Genomic DNA, 16,838 nt, shown 5'->3' on the forward strand with positions numbered 1-16,838 from the left:
CGGCAGGGATGACGGCGACGACGGGCACACCGTGCACACGGCCCGACTGCACCGGCAGCGGAGTGATCGACGAGGACGGCTACTGCAGCGAGTGCGGGCTCGCCCCCGCCGCGGTGCCGGCCCGGGCAGCGGCATCCGTGCAGGCCCAGGCACCGGCGCAGGCCGCAGGCCCGGGTTCGCCCTGCACCCGCCCGGACTGCACCGGCGACGGAGTGATCGACCCCGACGGCTACTGCACCGAATGCGGACTCGCGCCGGCGCCGGTGTCGGCGCCGGCCAGGGGCAGCGTCCCGGCGCAGGCGTCCAGCCGCTCGTCCAGCACCTCGCGGGGCTCCTCCCGCTCGCTGTCCGGGCGCTCCCGCTCGGCCAGGACCGGCTCGTCCCGCTCCTCGGTCTCGGTGCGCAGCACCCGCGGCAGCACCTCGCAGTCCAGCCGGGGGGCGCTCGGGGCCGGCCTGGTGACGGTGCCGCCGATCCCTCGCTCCGACCCGCGCAGCATGGTGCAGGCGAACCCCGAGGTGCCCGAGCGCAAGCGCTACTGCAGCAAGTGCGAGGCTCCGGTGGGCCGTTCCCGCAACGGCAACCAGGGCCGCCCGGAGGGCTTCTGCACCAAGTGCGGCACCGAGTACTCGTTCACCCCCAAGCTCTTCGCCGGGGACCTGGTCGGCGGCCAGTACGAGGTGGTCGGCTGCCTGGCGCACGGCGGCCTGGGCTGGATCTACCTCGGCATCGACCGCCGGGTCAACGACAAGTGGGTGGTCCTCAAGGGCCTGCTGGACACCGGCGACGAGGAGGCCCTCGCGGTCGCCATCGCCGAGCGCCGCTACCTGGCCGAGGTGGACCACCCCAACATCGTCCGCATCATCAACTTCGTCGAGCACCCGGACCTCAGGACCGGCAGCACCGACGGCTACATCGTGATGGAGTACGTCGACGGCAAGTCGCTCAAGGACATCGCCGACGAGCGGCGCGGCCCGGACGGGCGGCGGATCCCGCTGGCGGTGGAGCAGGCCATCGCCTACGCGCTCGAGGCGCTGCCGGCCATGGGCTACCTGCACAGCCGGGGGCTGATCTACTGCGACTTCAAGCTGGACAACGTGATCCAGTCCGAGGACCAGCTGAAGATCATCGACATGGGGGCGGTCCGCCGCCAGGACGACGACGGCTCGATCTACGGCACCATCGGCTACCAGGCCCCGGAGATCGCCACCGACGGCGTCTCCCCGTCCTCCGACCTCTACACCGTGGCCCGTTCGCTGGCCGTGCTGACCTTCGACTTCCAGGGCTTCGCCACGGTCTACCGGGACACCCTGCCCGGGCCCGAGGACGTCGAGGTCTTCGCCCAGTACGAGTCCTTCTACCGGCTGCTGGTGCGGGCCACCGACCCCGACCCGGACAAGCGCTTCTCCTCCGCGCAGGAGATGGCGGAGCAGCTCACCGGGGTGCTGCGGGAGATCCTGGCGCTCCAGGACGAGCGGCCCCGGCCCGCGCTGTCCACCCTGTTCGGGCCCGAACTGCGGGTGGTCGACACCGAGTTGGTGGGCCCGTCCAGCTTCGACGCACCGGGCCGGGCGACCCCGGGCCGCAACGGCCGGAAGGGCAGCAACGGCCGGAAGGCCGCCCCGCCGACCGCCCCGATCCCGCTCGGCGCCACCCCCGCCGGGGCCGCCCCCGCGCCCGCCACCGGCGCCCCGGTCCATCCGGCCACCCTGGTCGGCGTCCCCGCGCTGGGCCCGGCCGGAGCCGCGCCGGTCGGCTTCGCCCAGGCCGCGCCGCAGGTGCTGCCGCTGGACGCGCGGCAGGCCGCGCTGGCGCTGCCGGTGCCCCGGATCGACGCCGCCGACCCCAACGCGGGCTTCCTGGCGGCGCTGATGGCCACCGGTCCGGCCGATGTCATCGCGGCGCTGCGCTCGGCCCCGGTCAACTCGGTCGAGCTGCGGCTGCGCGAGCTGCGCGCCCTGGTCGAGCTGGGCGACCTGGCCGCCGTCGACGCCGCCCTGGGCAGCCTCTTCGCCGACCACCCGGACGACTGGCGGGTGGTCTGGTACCGCGGCCTGGCGTCCCTGGTCGCCTCCGGCGCGGGCGGCGGCAACGCCGAGGCGCTGGCCCGGCTCGCCGCCGACTCCTTCGACGCCGTCTACGACGCGTTCCCGGGCGAGGCCGCGCCCAAGCTGGCGCTGGGCCTCTGCGCCGAGGCGCTGGGCGAGCGCGAGGACGCGGCGGAGTTCTACCGGCTGGTGTGGACCACCGACCGCGCCTACGTCAGCGCGGCGTTCGGGCTGGCCCGGGTCCGGCTCGCCTCCGGCTACCGGGCCGGCGCGGTGCACGCGCTGGAGTCCGTGCCGGAGACCTCCAACCACTATGTGGCCGCACGGGTCGCCGCGGTCCGGGCCCGGCTGCGGGACCGGTCCCCGGCCGAGGCGCTCCGGGGCGACCTGGACGCCTGCTCGGCCCAGCTCGGCGGGCTCGGCCTGGACGCCCGGCGGCGCGAGGAGCTGTCGGTCGAGGTGCTCGGCAAGGCCCTCGGCTGGGTGCTGGCCGGACGCCCGGACGGGCCGGCCGGGGCCGGGCCGATCATGCTGCTGGGACATCCGGCGGAGGAACGGGAACTACGGTTCGCACTGGAACAGTCGTACCGGGTACTGGCGCGTCTCGCGGAACAGCCCGAGAAGCGGATCGAGTGGGTGGAGCGGGCCAACCGCACCCGGCCCAGGACGTGGGTGTAAGCGGAGATGGACCAGTTGACCCTTTCCTGTCCGAACTGCGCACAGCCGGTCGGTGAGTCCGACCGCTTCTGCGAGGGCTGCGGCATGGACCTCCGGTCCACCGCGGGGATACCGCCCCTGCCGGCCGGTCCCCCGCCGGGAGCGGCGGACCCGCGCGGCGGACGGCCCGTGCCCGCGGCGACGCCGACCTCCGCGCCGACGCCGCCCGGCACCACCGGGGACTTCGTGCTGGCGGCCCCTTCCCGGCTGCTGGTCAGCGAGACCGACCAGGACGACGACCTCGAAGAGGACCACGCCCCGACCGAGCCCAACCCGATCGTCCAGGCGCCGCAGGCCACCGGCCCGGTCTGCGTCGGCTGCGGCGCCCAGCGGATCGACGCGGACGGCTACTGCGAGGCCTGCGGCCGGGCCCAGCCCCGGCCGAGGGACCATCAGGAGCGCGCCCTGGCCGGCGTCACCGGCGTCAGCGACCGGGGCCACCGGCACCACCGCAACGAGGACGCCTTCACCGTCGCCGCCACCTCCCGCCCCGGCGGGATCCCGGCCGTGGTCGCGGTGGTGTGCGACGGCGTGTCCTCGGCCACCCGTCCTGACGAGGCGTCACAGGCCGCCGCCGACACCGCCAGCGAGTACCTGCTGGAGTCGCTGGAGTCCGGCGCCGACCCCAAGTCGGCGATGCACGCCGCGATCATGGCGGCGGCCCAGCGGGTGGAGGCGCTGGCCTCCGAGGGCCCGCAGGAGCCCAGCCGCAACTCCCCCGCCTGCACCATCGTCAGCGCCGTCGCGGTCGGCCCCGAGGTGACCATCGGCTGGGTGGGCGACAGCCGGGGCTACTGGTTCCCGGACGAGCGGGCCGGCTCCGAACGGCTGACCCTGGACGACTCCTGGGCCGCCCGGATGGTCGAGGCCGGCCTGATGGGCGAGTCCGAGGCGTACGCGGACCCGCGGGCGCACGCCATCACCGGCTGGCTGGGGGCGGACGCGATCGAGGTCGAGCCGCACACCCTGGTCTTCACGCCCCCCGCCGCCGGGGTGGTGCTGATCTGCACCGACGGCCTGTGGAACTACTGGGAGGCCGCCGGGGACCTGGCCGCGGTCGTCCCCGCGGACGCCAGGACCCGGCCGCTGGAGGCGGCCAGGGAACTGGTCAGGTTGGCCTGCGAGCGCGGCGGGCACGACAACATCACCGTGGCCGTGCTGCCCTGCCTGCCCGTACCGGTATCGACGAACCGCCCGCCCGCCGCATCGTCCTACACACCGACCGAGCTCTCGCTGCCCGTCCTGGGCGCGGGAGAGAAGCGGGAGAACTGACCCATGGCCAGGCTCACCAAGTCCAACCTTCCCCAGTTCGCCGTCGACATCTTCCAGAACGAGTACCTGGCGGAGGGCTCCCGCGAGGTCAACGCGATCGTCACGGTCACCGCGACCGGCGGCGGCACCAGCGGGGCGACCGGTACGACCGGCGCGCAGGCGGGCAGCCCCAGCGACGGCCCGGACGCCGCCGTGGTGATCATGGTCGACTGCTCGGGGTCGATGGACTACCCGCCCGCGAAGATCCGCGCCGCCCGCGAGGCCACCGCCGCCGCGATCGACGCGGTCCGCGACGGGGTGGCCTTCGCCGTGGTCGCCGGGACGCACGAGGCCAAGGAGGTCTACCCGGGCTCCGGGCAGCTCGCGGTCTCGCACGCCGGCAGCCGGGAGGAGGCCAAGCAGTCGCTGCGCCGGCTCACCCCCAGCGGCGGCACCGCCATCGGCACCTGGCTGAGCAAGGCCGACCAGCTGTTCCTGTCCCGCCGGGACATCTCGATCCGGCACGGCATCCTGCTCACCGACGGCCGCAACGAGCACGAGAAGCCGGCCGACCTGCAGCGCACCCTGGACCGGGTGCAGGGCCACTTCACCACCGACTGCCGCGGCGTCGGCACCGACTGGGAGGTGGAGGAGCTGCGCCGGATCTCCTCGGCCCTGCTCGGCACGGTCGACATCGTGGCCGACCCGGCCACCCTGGCCGACGACTTCCGGGCGATGATGGAGAACGCCATGGGCAAGGCGGTCGCGGACGTCGCGCTGCGGGTGTGGACGCCGGCCAACGCCTCGGTGAAGTTCGTGAAGCAGGTCGCCCCGGCCGTGGAGGACCTGACCGCGCGCCGCAAGGACACCGCTCCGCGCGCCGGGGACTACCCCACCGGCTCCTGGGGCGACGAGAGCCGCGACTACCACGTCTGCATCGAGGTCCCCAGCGCCGCCGTGGGCAGCGAGATGCTGGCCGGGCGGATCAGCCTGGTGGTGCCGCAGCCGGACGGCACCTCCGAGGTGCTGTCGCAGGGCCTGGTCAAGGCCGTGTGGACGGACGACATCTCCGCCTCGACCAAGATCAGCCCGCAGGTGGCCCACTACACCGGCCAGGCCGACCTGGCGAACGCCATCCAGGAGGGCATGGACGCGCACCGGCGCGGAGATGTCGACAACGCGACCTCCCGGCTCGGCCGCGCCGTGCAGCTGGCGCACGAATCGGGCAATGAGGACACCTTCCGGCTGTTGGCGAAGGTGGTGGACGTGGTGGACGCCAAGGAAGGTACCGTTCGATTCCGTAAGAACGTCAGCGAGGCCGACTCCATGACCCTGGACACCCGCTCGACGGTGACCAAGCGAATGAAGAAGACTCCGTAGCGACCAGGACGCAGCAGGCCACCCGGCCCGGCGCTGCACCCACGAGCCAGAGGGGGGCTCCCCATGCCGATCTGCCCGCAGGGCCACGATTCGCCGACCGCCGACTACTGCGACTACTGCGGCTGGCCCATAGCCGAGCAGGGACAGCACGGGCAGCAGCAGCACGGGCAGCAGCAGCCCGCGCAGCAGCAGCAATGGGCCCCGGAGCCGACCCCGCAGACGGCCGGACTGGAGATGTGCCCGATCTGCAGCACCCCGCAGACCGGCCGGTACTGCGAGGAGTGCGGATACGACTATGACCTCCCCTCCCCCTCCCGCCGGGCCCAGCAGCCCCAGCAGCAACCACCGCAGCAGCAACAACAGGGCTACGGCCAACCCCAACAGGGCTACAACCCCGACTACGGCCAGCCCCAGCAGCAACCCCAGCAACAGCAACCGCAGCAGGGCTACGGCCAGCCCCAGCAGCAGCCCAACGCCTACCAACCGCCGACCCCGGCCCCGGCGCCGGCCCCCTCACCCCCCTACGGCGTCCCGGCCGGGACCTACGGCGGGGTGCAGTACTCCACCGGCGACACCAGCGGCGGCTTCGGCACCGACTTCATGCTGCAGCCCCCGCAGGAGTCCCAGTCCCAGCAGCAGCGCCCGGCGGGCCGGGGCACCTGGGTCGCCACCGTGGCCGCCGACCGCGACTACTTCAACGACATGATGGCCCGTAGCGGCCCGGACGCGGCCGGGCTCTACTTCCCGCCGTACTCGCAGGACCGCCGGGTGCCGATGACCGGGCGCGGCCAGCTCCGGATCGGCCGCCGCAGCCACCAGCGCGGCACCGTCCCGGAGATCGACCTGTCGACCGCCCCCGAGGACCCGGGCGCCTCGCACCAGCACGCCCTGCTCCAGGAGCAGCCGGACGGCGGCTGGGTGCTGATCGACCAGGACTCCACCAACGGCACCACCCTCAACGGCGCCCCCGACGCCATCCCGGCCCATGTCCCGCACCCGCTCAAGGACGGCGACCGGATCCATGTCGGGGCCTGGACCACGATCACCGTCCACCACGCCTGACGGTCCCGCGGCCCCGTCTGGGAGGATGGGGCCGTGGACCAGATCAAGCGGGGAACCTTGCAGGCGGAGACCTTCTACGAGCAGGTCGGCGGGGAGCCGACGTTCCGGCGGCTGGTGGCGGCGTTCTACCGGGGGGTGGCCGGGGATCCCGAGCTCCGGGCGATGTACCCGGAGCAGGACCTGGGGCCCGCCGAGGAGCGGCTGACCCTGTTCCTGATGCAGTACTGGGGCGGCCCGCGCACCTACAGCGACAACCGGGGCCACCCCCGGCTGCGGATGCGGCACGCCCCGTTCACCGTGGACCGCGCCGCGCACGACGCCTGGCTGCGCCACATGCGCGCGGCCGTGGACGAGCTGGGCCTGGCCGAGGAGCACCGGCAGCAGCTCTGGGACTACCTCACCTACGCAGCCGCCTCCATGGTCAACACCCCGGACTAGCGCCTCAGACCAGAAGGTGCGCGTTCACCGCGCGCGCCGCCGCGGCCAGCTCCGGACACTCCAGCACGGTCAGCCCGGCCTGCTCCAGCAGCTCGATGCCCTGGCAGTCGGCGACGAACAGCCCGGGCTCGCGCCAGGCCACGACCACCCGCCGCAGCGCCGAGGCCCGGATCAGCTGGGCGCAGGGCACCGGGCGGGACGCCCGCCTGCTGCAGGGCTCCAGGGTGCTGTAGAGGGTGGCTCCGGCCAGCCCCGGGTGCTCCGGGTCCAGCTTGGCCAGGGCGACCTCCTCGGCATGGCTCCGCGGGTCGTCCTCCCGGGAGTGGCCCCGGGCCAGCTCGGTGCCGTCCGCGGCGACGACGATCGCGCCCACCGAGTAGGCGGTGGCGGACGGCGGGCAGAGCTGGGACTCGGCCACCGCCAGCCGGAGCCAGTGCCGGTCGGCGGCGGTCAGCGCGGGACGCCGGACCAGGTAGCGGAGCAGCGCGGTGTCGCCCAGGGCGCGGGTCTCGACCAGGTCCATCCGGTGCAGCGCGTCCTGCGGGAACACCCCGGCGCCGACGAAGCGCGGGGCGAAGTCGTCGCCGACGAAGAAGGGGGCGACGGCCAGCTGCAGCTCGTCCACAAGACCGGCGGTCAGGAACAGGGTGTGCACTGCTCCCCCGCCCTCGACCATCAGCCGGCGCACGCCGCGGGCGCCGAGGTCGTCCAGCACCGCGCCGGGGTCGAGCCCGGGCCCGGTGCCGACCACGTCGGCCAGGCCGTCAAGGCGCTCGGCGAGCTTGGCGACGGCGGCGTCCGGGGCGTAGGCGACCTTGGCCCCGGCGCCCTGCCAGAAGCGCAGCCCGGGGTCCAGGTCGCCGCTGCCGGTCAGCGCGACCTTGAGCGGGTTCTCCGGCAGCCCCTGGGCCAGCCGCTCGGCCCGGCGCTCGGCCGAGGCCACCGTCAGCCGGGGGTCGTCGCTGCGCAGCGTGCCGGCGCCGACCAGCACCGCGTCGCTGTCGGCCCGCAGCTGGTCGACCCGGTCGAAGTCCTCGGGCGAGGACAGCAGCAGCCGCTCCGGCGTGCGGTCGTCGATGTGGCCGTCGATCGACATGGCGACACTGAGCCGGACCTGCGGGCGGAGATCTGCGGAAATGTCGTTCATAGCCGCAACAGTGCCACAGCCCGGATCAGTGCACGCCGACCGGCAGTCGCACCCCCGCGGCCTCGGCGATCAGCCGGGCGGTGACCTCGCCCGCGCGCAGCGCGTGCTCCGCCGTGGCGCCGCGGCAGCGGCCGAGGCCGCGGTCGTACTCGGCCATCACCACGCCGGAGTGGTCCGAGTCGGACTCGGTCAGGGTCACCGGCCAGTGCCGCCGCCGCAGCGCCGCGGCGAACTCGCGGGAGCGGTCGACGTCCACCACCGCGTCGGCGGTGCCGTGGTGCAGGTGGACCGGGATCGGGGTGGCGGCGGAGCAGGTCAGCTCCTCCATCACGGTGGGGTGCATCAGTTCGTCCTCGGAGCGGTAGTTGCTGCCGAGGCCGACCACGGCCATCGGCCGCCAGCCGTCCGTGCTCGCGGCGGACGGCCGCAGCGCGGTGGCCAGCGCCGCGCGGCCGCCGAGCGACCAGCCGGCCAGCACCGTCCGGCGCGGGTCGCCGCCGTGTGCGGCCGCGCGGCGGCGGGTGTAGGCGAGGGACTCCCGCAGCTCGGTCCAGCCGCCGTCCGGCGCGTCGGTGCGCCAGTCCGGGACCAGGACCAGCAGGCCGTGCCCGGCCACGGTGGTGGCCAGCGAGGCCAGCACGGCCCGGTTGTCGGCCGGGCGGCCGTGCCACAGGAGTACGGTCGGCAGCAGTCCATCGCCGTCGTGGCGGCCGTCGTGGCGGCCGCCGGGGGGCGCGGCCGGCCGGTAGACGTCCAGCAGCTGCCCGCTGGGGCCGTAGCGGAGGCCCCGCCGTACCACCACGCGTTCCGCGAGTTCGTTCATGTACACCTTCTCCTCCACTGGGGGCCTGCTGAAACGGCAGCGACGGGACGAGCTTGTGGGAATCAGCTGACAGCTGAGCCGCCGCCGCCGCCGGTCCTGACGTGCATGGTGTGAACGACCCCGGGCAGGGGAGGGTCATGAGGACTGGACATCTGGAGCAGGAACGCAAGTTCGACGGCAGCGGCGACGCGGCACTCCCCGCACTTGACGGGATACCCGGTGTGGCGCAGATCACTGATGCCGACGCGGAGGACCTGGACGCCGTCTACTACGACACCGCCGACCTGAGACTGCTCGCCCACGGTGCCACCCTGCGCCGGCGCACCGGGGGCCATGACGCCGGCTGGCACCTCAAGCTGCCGGTCGGGCCCGACCTGCGCCGCGAGATCCAACTGCCGCTGAGCGCGGGCGCGCCGAACCGGGTCCCGCGCGAACTGGTGCTGCGCACCCGGGTGTACGCCCGCGGCGGGGCGCTGACCCCGATCGTCCACCTCCGTACCCACCGCCGCCGCAGGCTGCTGCTGGACGACCGGCAGCAGCCGCTGGCCGAGATCGCCCAGGACACGGTGTCCGCCCAGGTGCTGGGCGCGGAGCGGCTGCCGGACCAGCCGCTGGTCCCGGCCCAGCGCGGCCGGCCGGGGGCCAGGAACAGCGGCGGCGGTGGCGGCGGCACCGTGCTCAGCGCCTGGACCGAGGTGGAGGCCGAGCTGCTCGGCGGCGGCACCGCGCTGCTGGACGCGGTGGAGCGGCGCTTCGCGCAGGCCGGGCTGCGGCGCTCGACCAGCCCGTCCAAGCTGGCCCGGGCGCTCGGGCGACCGGCCGACGTCCCCGCGGCCGAGCGGGGCAGGCAGCCACGGGCCGGTTCGGTCGGCGCGGCCGTGACCGCGCTGCTGCGCGAGCAGACCGCCGCCCTGCTCGCGCTGGACCCCGCGGTACGGGCCGACCAGCCCGACGCCGTGCACGCCATGCGGGTCGCCGTGCGCCGGCTGCGCAGCACCCTGCGGATCCATCAGCGGCTGCTCGCGGAGCAGCCCGCCGGGTCGGTGGCCGGGGAACTGCGCTGGCTGGGCACGGTGCTGGGCGAGGCGCGGGACCAGGAGGTGCTGGGCGCGCGGCTGACCGAGCGGATCGGCCGGCTGTCCGCCGAGGAGTGCCCGGGACCGGTCCGCGAGCGGGTGGCGGCCTGGACCTCGGAGCGGTACCGCGGCTCCTGGAAGCGGGCCGGCGACACCCTCGAAACCCCCCGCTACTACGCGCTGCTGGACGCGCTGGAGCAGCTGGCCGCCCGCCCGGCCCTGCGCCACCGGGCCCGCCGCGGCGCGGTCGGCGAGTTCCAGCGCATCGTCGGCCTTGAGCAGCAGCGGGTCGGCCGGCGGCTCGCCACGGCCGCCGCGACCCCGGCCGGGCCTGCCCTGGACGTGGCGCTGCACGACGCCCGCAAGGCCGCCAAACGGGCCCGCTACGCCAGTGAGGGCGCCGTCCCCAGCGCCGGGAAGCCGGCCAAGCGGCTGGCCCGCCGGATGAAGGCCGTGCAGGAGCTGCTCGGCGAGCGCCAGGACGCCCTGCTGGCCCGCGCCGCGCTGCCGGGGCTGGCCGAGGCCGCGCACCTGGCCGGCGAGCCGGGCTTCGGCTACGGCGTGCTGTACGCGGGCGAGCTGGCCGCGATCGACCGGGTCGACCGCGCCCTCCCCACCGTCCGCCGGGCCGCTTGCCTCCGCAGCCTGCCCCACTTCCACTAGGACTGTCCGGCACGAGGACTGTCCTGGTGCCCCCCGGGCAGACGCCAGGACGGCCGCACGGGGACGGCGGCCCGGAGCGACAGGAGGTGGCGCCATGACCGACGCCAGTACGGACACCAGGAGCGGCCGGGGCCGCGACGACGACGTGGTGGAGACGGACGTACCGGCCAGACTCGACCGGCTGCCGTGGTCGCGCTGGCACTGGCGCATCGTGATCGGGCTCGGCACGGTCTGGATCCTCGACGGGCTCGAGGTCACCATCGTCGGCAACATCGCCGGACGGCTGTCCGAGAAGGGCAGCGGCCTGTCGATCACCACCGGCCAGGTCACCACCCTGGCCGCGGCCCTGTACGTCGCCGGCGCCTGCGTCGGCGCGCTGTTCTTCGGCCGGCTGGCCGACAAGTACGGCCGCAAGAAGCTGTTCATGATCACCCTCGCGGTGTACCTGGTGGCGACCGCGATCAGCGGCCTGGCCTGGACCGCCTGGTTCTTCTTCCTCTGCCGGTTCTTCACCGGCTTCGGCATCGGCGGCGAGTACGCGGCGATCAACTCGGCCATCGACGAGCTGATCCCGGCCCGGGCCCGCGGCCGGATCGACCTGATCATCAACGGCAGCTTCTGGGTCGGCGCGGCCGTGGGCGCGTTCGCCTCGATCGCCCTGCTGAACACCTCGCTCTTCGCCACCGACGTCGGCTGGCGGCTGGCCTTCGCCATCGGCGTGGTGCTCGGCCTGGTGATCCTGCTGGTCCGCCGGCACGTCCCGGAGAGCCCGCGCTGGCTGTTCACCCACGGCCGGGTGCAGGAGGCCGAGGACCTGGTCGCCGAGGTGGAGCGGACCGTGAGCGAGGAGACCGGGCAGGAACTGCCGCCGGTCGACCCGTCCAAGAAGATCAGGATCCGCGAGATCGGGCTGATCAGCTTCACCACCATCGCCAAGACCGTGTTCCGCACCTACCCGAAGCGGACCACGCTCGGGCTGTCGCTGTTCGTCGGCCAGGCCTTCCTCTACAACGCGGTGACCTTCGGCTACGCGGTGATCCTGACCACCTTCTTCAAGGTGCCGGACGGCAACACCGGCTACTACTTCGCGGTGATCGCGGTCGGCAACTTCCTGGGCCCGCTGCTGCTCGGCGGCCTCTTCGACTCGGTCGGCCGCAAACCCATGATCGCCGGGACGTACATCGCCTCGGGGCTGCTGCTGTTCGGCACCGCCGCGCTGTTCCAGAACGGCTCGCTGAGCGCCTTCACCATGACCGCCTGCTGGGTCGCGGTGCTGTTCTTCGCCTCCGCCGGGGCCAGCTCGGCGTACCTCACCGTGAGTGAGATCTTCCCGCTGGAGACCAGGGCGCTGTGCATCGCCTTCTTCTACGCGGTCGGCACCGCGCTGGGCGGCATCACCGGGCCGCTGGTCTTCAACGGCCTGGTCAACAGCGGCAAGACCAGCGACACCACGCTGGCCTTCTGCATCGGCGCCGGGCTGATGGTCGCGGCCGGGCTGGTCGAGGCGGTGATCGGGGTCAAGGCGGAACGGCAGAGCCTGGAGTCGCTGGCCGCCCCGCTCAGCTCGGTGCCTGCCTAGCAGGGCGGACCAGGCACAATCAGGACATGGCCCGACCCAGGAAGAAAACACCCGCCCGGCGCACCGCCGCCGTCACCCCCCGCCCCTGCCCCTGCGGGCTGGACGGCAGAAGCTACGGCGACTGCTGCGGCGTCCTGCACGCCGCGGACGCGGGCTCGCCGGGCGGAGCCACCGCGGCCACCGCGGAGCTGCTGATGCGCTCGCGCTACAGCGCCTTCGCCGTCGGCGACGCCGGGTACCTGCTGCGCAGCTGGCACTCCAGCACCCGCCCGGCGGAGCTGGAGCTCGACCCGGCGCAGCAGTGGCTGCGGCTGGAGGTGCTGGCGGCGAGCGAGGGCGGCCCGTTCCATGTGGGCGGCACGGTCGTCTTCCGGGCGCACTGGAGCGAGCAGGGCCGCACCGGCGTGGTGGAGGAGAGCAGCAGGTTCGTCCGTGAGGGCGGCGCCTGGAAGTACCTGGACGCGCTTCCGGACGAACCTGCGGGCCGCTGAGGCCCGAGGGGGCCCAGAGCTGAACCCGGGGGCCCAGAGCTCAGGCCCGGACGGCGCTAGAGCTGCTGCTCCGGCGAGCTGAGCGGCCAGACCTCGGCGTCCGAGTCCAGCATCATCGAGGGACCGCCGCCGAGGCCGAGCTCCTGCTCCGGCGTGGCGGGCGCGGCGGCGGGCTCGGGGGCCGCGGGGGCGGGCGCCGGGTTGCAGGTGAAGCCGAGCCGCTGCATCGCCCGGATCACGTCGGCGGCGCTGAAGTCGCGCCGGTCCTGCTTGGTGATCATGGCTCCGACCTGCTTGATCGGATAGGTTCGGCGTCCGATCCGGACCGACTCGCCGGTGACTGGCTCGGCCTTCACATCCTTCATGAGGGCGACCACCTCTGGCGCCTGCAGATAGAAGGAGCAGCCGGCGATGGTGACGCGCATCGTGCCTCGCAGTCGGGAAGGGGACAGGAATCGGGAGGACGGGGGGTGGCGTCCAACGTCCAGCCTCGCACAGCGCGCCCCGGACGGAAAGAACGGCCGGTCCGGCGCGGCGTGTGCTAGCTTTGGTGTTGTTGCAGTTTTGGTTCCCATGAACGTTGTGTGCGCCTGCCGGGTTGTGACCCCAGGCGCACTTTTGTTTTTCCGGTCTTTTGTGTCACATGTCGCATGCCGGAGCGGGGCGATCATCGCGGCGACTCGGATCCCGCACAGTGTGGGCTCCGAACTCTGCCCCATGAAGGAGATAGACATGGCTACTGGCACCGTGAAGTGGTTCAACGCGGAAAAGGGCTTCGGATTCATCGAGCAGGACGGCGGCGGCGCCGACGTCTTCGCCCACTACTCGAACATCAACGCCCAGGGCTTCCGCGAGCTGCTCGAGGGCCAGAAGGTCGAGTTCGACGTCACGCAGGGCCCCAAGGGCCCGCAGGCCGAGAACATTCGCCCGCTCTGACGTTCTGAGTGAAGAGGTCCCCACCGCCTTCGGGCGGTGGGGACCTCTTGCGTTCTGCCCGTTCCCCCGTAGGGCAGGTCTTCAGTGGGCCACCCCGACCGCCTGCCGGAAGGTCGCCGGGTCGTCGACCATCGCCAGCATCGCGTGCGCCACGTCGGCCCGGGAGACGGACATCCCCCTGGGGACGGCGCCGCCGACCACCCGGCGGCAGCTGCCGGTGAGCGGCTTGTCGGTGAGCCGGGGCGGGCGGACCGAGGTCCACTCGGCCGGGCTGTCGCGCAGGGCCCGCTCCATCTCGGCCAGATCCGCGTAGCTGTCCTTGAGCACCACCCGGATGAGCGGGGTGCCCAGGCGGCGCAGGAAGAAGCTCTCGCCGTCCGGGATCGGGGCGAGCGGGGCGGCGCTGACCACGAGCAGCCGGCGCACCTCGGCGGCGGCCATGGCCTGCAGCACCGCGACGGTCCCCGCGGCCGCGATGCCGACCGCCTTGCGACTGCGCGGACCCAGGGCGGAGAGGACCGCGTCGCGGCCGGTGACATGGGGCACCAGGGCCCAGGCGTCGGTGGGGTCGGCGGTGACCACGCGCAGCTCCGGGTGGTCGACGCCGAGCCGGGACCTCTCCCGGACCACGGCGGTGACGTCATGGCCGGCCCCGAGGGCCTGCCGGACGATCTGGCTGCCGATACCGCCGGTGGCGCCCAGGACGGTGAGCTTCATAGCTGCCTCCTCTTGCGTGATGCTGGTTGGTGAGTATTCACTCACCTGTCTAGAGTGAGTATTCACTTACCCTTGCGTCAAGCCCTCACGCCCAAGGAGACCGAACCCCGTGACGCGTAGCACGCCCACCGCCCCCACCCGGGAACGGATCCTCGACGCCGGCTCACAGCTCATGCGCACCATCGGCCTGATCCGGGCCACCACCAAGGAGATCGCCCGGGCCGCCGACTGTTCCGAGGCGGCCCTGTACAAGCACTTCTCCAGCAAGGAGGAGCTCTTTGTCGCCGTGCTGCAGGAACGGCTCCCCCCGCTCGGACCCACCCTGCTGAAGCTGATCGAGAACCCGGGCGACCGCGGCACCGAGCAGTGCCTGACCGAGATCGCCGCTCTGGCCACCCTCTTCTACCAGGCCAGCGCCCCCATCGCGGCCTCCCTCTTCGCCGACCCGGCGCTGCTGCGACGCCACGTCAGCGAACTGCGCCGGCTCGGCGCGGGCCCGCACCAGCCGCTGTACGCGCTCGCCCGCTACCTGCGGCTGGAACGGCAGCAGGGCCGGATCCGCCGCGACACCGATCCGGACGCCGCAGCCGCGCTGCTGCTCGGCGCCTGCTTCCAACGCGCCCTGCTGGCACCGTTCCTGGACGGGTCACCGGAGCCGCTGGACAGCTTCGCCGCCTCACTGGCCCGCACCCTGACCCGCGGGCTCACCGGGTCCTGACCGGGTGTCAACAACCCACTGGGAGCCCTCCCAAGGGCAGTTGACGGCAGGCAGACCGGGCCAATCCTGGTAAAACTTCCGAACAGCAGCCCTGAGCTGCGAATACGGCCTTTCTGGCAGCAATGGTCTGCACCAATCTTGGGCCGGGCCATTGACGCGGGCATGCGACATGAGTTCAATCAAGACCTGAACAAAGAAGCCGAGAGAGCGCTTCCTCTGTTCACTACTTGACGCCGACAGCGGGACCCCCACCCTGCCCGCCTCTGTCCGCGTACCTGGACGCCCCCCACCGTCCCCAGGAGGACACCGCCATGCCCCGGTCCAGCATGCTCAGAAACAAGGGCTTCCGCGCCCGCACCGCACTGATAGCCGCGGCCGTGCCGCTCGCCTCGGCCGGAATGCTGCTCGGCGGCAGCACCGCCGCCCACGCCGCGGCAAACCCGGGGCCCGGCTTCCCGGCCCACTACGCCGCGCCCTATGTGGAGACCTGGAACTCCGCCTCGGCGCTGACCAACGCTTTCAACGCGACCGGGAACAAGTACTACACGCTGGCCTTTGTGATCAGCGGCAGTTGTACCGGCCTGATCAACGGCGACATCTCACTCAGCGACCCGGGCTGGACCAGCGCCATCAACAGCCTGCGCGCGGCCGGCGGCGATGTGATCGCCTCCTTCGGCGGGGCCTCCGGCACCGAGCTGGCCCAGGCCTGCACCTCGGTCTCCTCGCTCCAGGCCGCGTACAAGTCGGTCATCGACACCCTCAACCTGACCAGGATCGACCTGGACGTCGAGGGCGCGCCGCTGGACGACACCGCCGCCAACGACCGCCGCAACCAGGCGCTGGCCAACCTGCAGACCCAGTACGCCGCGGCGGGCAAGACGCTGTCGGTGGACTACACCCTGCCGGTGCTGCCGACCGGCCTGCTGTCGGACTCGTTGAGCCTGCTCAACAACGCCAAGAGCCACAACCTGAACGTCAACCTGGTCAACATCATGACCATGGACTACGGCAACGCCCAGAACATGGGCACCGCCGCCACCAGCGCGGCCACCGCGCTGCACACCCAGCTCGGCCAGATCTGGACCACCAAGTCCTCGGCCCAGCTGTGGGCGATGGAGGGCAACACCCCGATGATCGGGGTCAACGACTCCACGGTCGAGGTGTTCAGCACCGCCAACGCGTCCACCCTGGAGAGCTTCGCGGCCACCAACGGCATCCAGGAGCTGTCCTTCTGGGCGCTCGGCCGGGACAAGGCCTGCTCGAGCAACGGGACGCTGTCCGACACCTGCAGCGGCACCTCGCAGAGCGCCTACCAGTTCACCAACACCTTCAAGGCGATCACCGGCGGCGGTACCGTCACTCCCCCGCCGCCGCCCCCGCCCGGCTCGCCCACCGGCGCCATCACCGGCTACGGCGGCAAGTGCGTGGACGTCGCCGCGGCCAGCAGCGCCAACGGCACCGCGGTCCAGCTCTACGACTGCAACAGCACCGCGGCGCAGACCTGGACCGTCGCGTCCAACGGCTCGCTGCAGGCGCTCGGCAAGTGCATGGACATCACCTCGGCCGGCACCGCCAACGGCACCAAGGTCCAGCTCTACGACTGCAACGGCACTGCCGCGCAGGTCTGGCAGCACCAGAGCAACGGAACCCTGCTGAACCCGGTCTCCGGCAAGTGCCTGGACGCCACCGGACCCAGCTCGGCGAACGGCACCCGGCTGCAGATCTGGACCTGCGGCACCGGCGCCAACCAGCAGTGGACCCTCCCCAGCTGACGCTCCACCCGTGTCAGCAG

Annotated in this window: 15 protein-coding genes; 11 read left to right on the top strand and 4 right to left on the bottom strand. The window is 73.0% G+C overall.

All coding sequences use genetic code 11. The features are described from left to right. Window positions 1-8 precede the first annotated feature (8 nt). The 5 genes from ACXKR8_RS16775 to ACXKR8_RS16795 all read left to right on the top strand — a co-directional run bounded on the left by ACXKR8_RS16775 (window position 9) and on the right by ACXKR8_RS16795 (window position 6,896). Complete coding sequence (locus ACXKR8_RS16775) at window positions 9-2,726, top strand: serine/threonine-protein kinase (protein ID WP_458273716.1); 2,718 nt, start codon at window positions 9-11, stop codon at window positions 2,724-2,726. Between the two features lie 84 nt (window positions 2,727-2,810). After that, window positions 2,811-4,037: a PP2C family protein-serine/threonine phosphatase gene (locus tag ACXKR8_RS16780; RefSeq protein ID WP_458273717.1), complete on the top strand. Its 1,227-nt coding sequence runs from the start codon at window positions 2,811-2,813 to the stop codon at window positions 4,035-4,037. A gap of 3 nt (window positions 4,038-4,040) precedes the next feature. Beyond that, window positions 4,041-5,396 (top strand): vWA domain-containing protein, encoded by a 1,356-nt coding sequence (locus ACXKR8_RS16785; RefSeq protein ID WP_458273718.1) that lies wholly within the window; start codon window positions 4,041-4,043, stop codon window positions 5,394-5,396. A gap of 63 nt (window positions 5,397-5,459) precedes the next feature. After that, entirely contained in the window at window positions 5,460-6,458 is a 999-nt protein-coding gene (locus ACXKR8_RS16790; protein ID WP_458273719.1) for an FHA domain-containing protein, read from the top strand. A gap of 33 nt (window positions 6,459-6,491) precedes the next feature. Next, window positions 6,492-6,896, top strand: a complete 405-nt coding sequence (locus tag ACXKR8_RS16795; RefSeq protein WP_458273720.1) for a globin — start codon at window positions 6,492-6,494, stop codon at window positions 6,894-6,896. Window positions 6,897-6,900: 4 nt separating this feature from the next. Here the strand turns inward: ACXKR8_RS16795 and ACXKR8_RS16800 are convergent, their stop codons facing one another. Together ACXKR8_RS16800 and ACXKR8_RS16805 are read right to left on the bottom strand one after the other, a co-directional pair. Beyond that, a complete protein-coding gene (locus ACXKR8_RS16800) occupies window positions 6,901-8,043 on the bottom strand; it encodes a dihydrofolate reductase family protein (protein WP_458273721.1) in 1,143 nt (380 codons plus the stop codon). A 25-nt stretch (window positions 8,044-8,068) separates the two neighbouring features. Next, window positions 8,069-8,866 (bottom strand): alpha/beta hydrolase, encoded by a 798-nt coding sequence (locus ACXKR8_RS16805; protein ID WP_458273722.1) that lies wholly within the window; start codon window positions 8,864-8,866, stop codon window positions 8,069-8,071. Between the two features lie 137 nt (window positions 8,867-9,003). Here ACXKR8_RS16805 and ACXKR8_RS16810 point away from each other — a divergent pair, with 137 nt between their 5' ends. The 3 genes from ACXKR8_RS16810 to ACXKR8_RS16820 all read left to right on the top strand — a co-directional run bounded on the left by ACXKR8_RS16810 (window position 9,004) and on the right by ACXKR8_RS16820 (window position 12,675). Beyond that, entirely contained in the window at window positions 9,004-10,605 is a 1,602-nt protein-coding gene (locus tag ACXKR8_RS16810) for a CYTH and CHAD domain-containing protein (RefSeq protein ID WP_458273723.1), read from the top strand. 94 nt (window positions 10,606-10,699) lie between these two features. Then, window positions 10,700-12,184, top strand: coding sequence for an MFS transporter (locus ACXKR8_RS16815; RefSeq protein WP_458273724.1), 1,485 nt, complete (start codon window positions 10,700-10,702; stop codon window positions 12,182-12,184). 26 nt (window positions 12,185-12,210) lie between these two features. Beyond that, window positions 12,211-12,675, top strand: a complete 465-nt coding sequence (locus ACXKR8_RS16820; RefSeq protein WP_458273725.1) for a YchJ family protein — start codon at window positions 12,211-12,213, stop codon at window positions 12,673-12,675. A gap of 56 nt (window positions 12,676-12,731) precedes the next feature. On the opposite strand, the gene ACXKR8_RS16825 is transcribed toward ACXKR8_RS16820, so the two are convergent. Continuing rightward, entirely contained in the window at window positions 12,732-13,100 is a 369-nt protein-coding gene (locus ACXKR8_RS16825; protein ID WP_458273726.1) for an SCO5918 family protein, read from the bottom strand. A 307-nt stretch (window positions 13,101-13,407) separates the two neighbouring features. Between ACXKR8_RS16825 and ACXKR8_RS16830 the strand changes: the two genes are divergently transcribed. Next, entirely contained in the window at window positions 13,408-13,611 is a 204-nt protein-coding gene (locus tag ACXKR8_RS16830; protein WP_034088259.1) for a cold-shock protein, read from the top strand. 81 nt (window positions 13,612-13,692) lie between these two features. On the opposite strand, the gene ACXKR8_RS16835 is transcribed toward ACXKR8_RS16830, so the two are convergent. Further along, entirely contained in the window at window positions 13,693-14,328 is a 636-nt protein-coding gene (locus ACXKR8_RS16835; protein WP_458273727.1) for an NAD(P)-dependent oxidoreductase, read from the bottom strand. A 109-nt stretch (window positions 14,329-14,437) separates the two neighbouring features. Here ACXKR8_RS16835 and ACXKR8_RS16840 point away from each other — a divergent pair, with 109 nt between their 5' ends. Together ACXKR8_RS16840 and ACXKR8_RS16845 are read left to right on the top strand one after the other, a co-directional pair. Next, window positions 14,438-15,046 carry a TetR/AcrR family transcriptional regulator gene (locus tag ACXKR8_RS16840; protein WP_458273728.1) on the top strand — a complete coding sequence of 203 codons (609 nt, stop codon included), beginning with the start codon at window positions 14,438-14,440 and terminating at the stop codon, window positions 15,044-15,046. Between the two features lie 311 nt (window positions 15,047-15,357). After that, the gene (locus ACXKR8_RS16845; RefSeq protein WP_458273729.1) at window positions 15,358-16,818 is read left to right on the top strand and encodes a ricin-type beta-trefoil lectin domain protein; all 1,461 of its coding nucleotides are present in this window, start codon (window positions 15,358-15,360) and stop codon (window positions 16,816-16,818) included. Window positions 16,819-16,838 lie beyond the last annotated feature (20 nt).

The organism is Streptacidiphilus sp. PAMC 29251, assembly GCF_054208735.2.

What these genes read in the sequence shown, in the direction of transcription:
- ACXKR8_RS16775 (WP_458273716.1), top strand. Translation starts at nt 9, where the DNA reads ATGACGGCGACGACGGGCACACCGTGCACACGGCCCGACTGCACCGGC.
- ACXKR8_RS16780 (WP_458273717.1), top strand. Translation starts at nt 2,811, where the DNA reads ATGGACCTCCGGTCCACCGCGGGGATACCGCCCCTGCCGGCCGGTCCC.
- ACXKR8_RS16785 (WP_458273718.1), top strand. Translation starts at nt 4,041, where the DNA reads ATGGCCAGGCTCACCAAGTCCAACCTTCCCCAGTTCGCCGTCGACATC.
- ACXKR8_RS16790 (WP_458273719.1), top strand. Translation starts at nt 5,460, where the DNA reads ATGCCGATCTGCCCGCAGGGCCACGATTCGCCGACCGCCGACTACTGC.
- ACXKR8_RS16800 (WP_458273721.1), bottom strand. Translation starts at nt 8,043, where the DNA reads ATGAACGACATTTCCGCAGATCTCCGCCCGCAGGTCCGGCTCAGTGTC.
- ACXKR8_RS16805 (WP_458273722.1), bottom strand. Translation starts at nt 8,866, where the DNA reads ATGAACGAACTCGCGGAACGCGTGGTGGTACGGCGGGGCCTCCGCTAC.
- ACXKR8_RS16810 (WP_458273723.1), top strand. Translation starts at nt 9,004, where the DNA reads ATGAGGACTGGACATCTGGAGCAGGAACGCAAGTTCGACGGCAGCGGC.
- ACXKR8_RS16815 (WP_458273724.1), top strand. Translation starts at nt 10,700, where the DNA reads ATGACCGACGCCAGTACGGACACCAGGAGCGGCCGGGGCCGCGACGAC.
- ACXKR8_RS16820 (WP_458273725.1), top strand. Translation starts at nt 12,211, where the DNA reads ATGGCCCGACCCAGGAAGAAAACACCCGCCCGGCGCACCGCCGCCGTC.
- ACXKR8_RS16825 (WP_458273726.1), bottom strand. Translation starts at nt 13,100, where the DNA reads ATGCGCGTCACCATCGCCGGCTGCTCCTTCTATCTGCAGGCGCCAGAG.
- ACXKR8_RS16830 (WP_034088259.1), top strand. Translation starts at nt 13,408, where the DNA reads ATGGCTACTGGCACCGTGAAGTGGTTCAACGCGGAAAAGGGCTTCGGA.
- ACXKR8_RS16835 (WP_458273727.1), bottom strand. Translation starts at nt 14,328, where the DNA reads ATGAAGCTCACCGTCCTGGGCGCCACCGGCGGTATCGGCAGCCAGATC.
- ACXKR8_RS16845 (WP_458273729.1), top strand. Translation starts at nt 15,358, where the DNA reads ATGCCCCGGTCCAGCATGCTCAGAAACAAGGGCTTCCGCGCCCGCACC.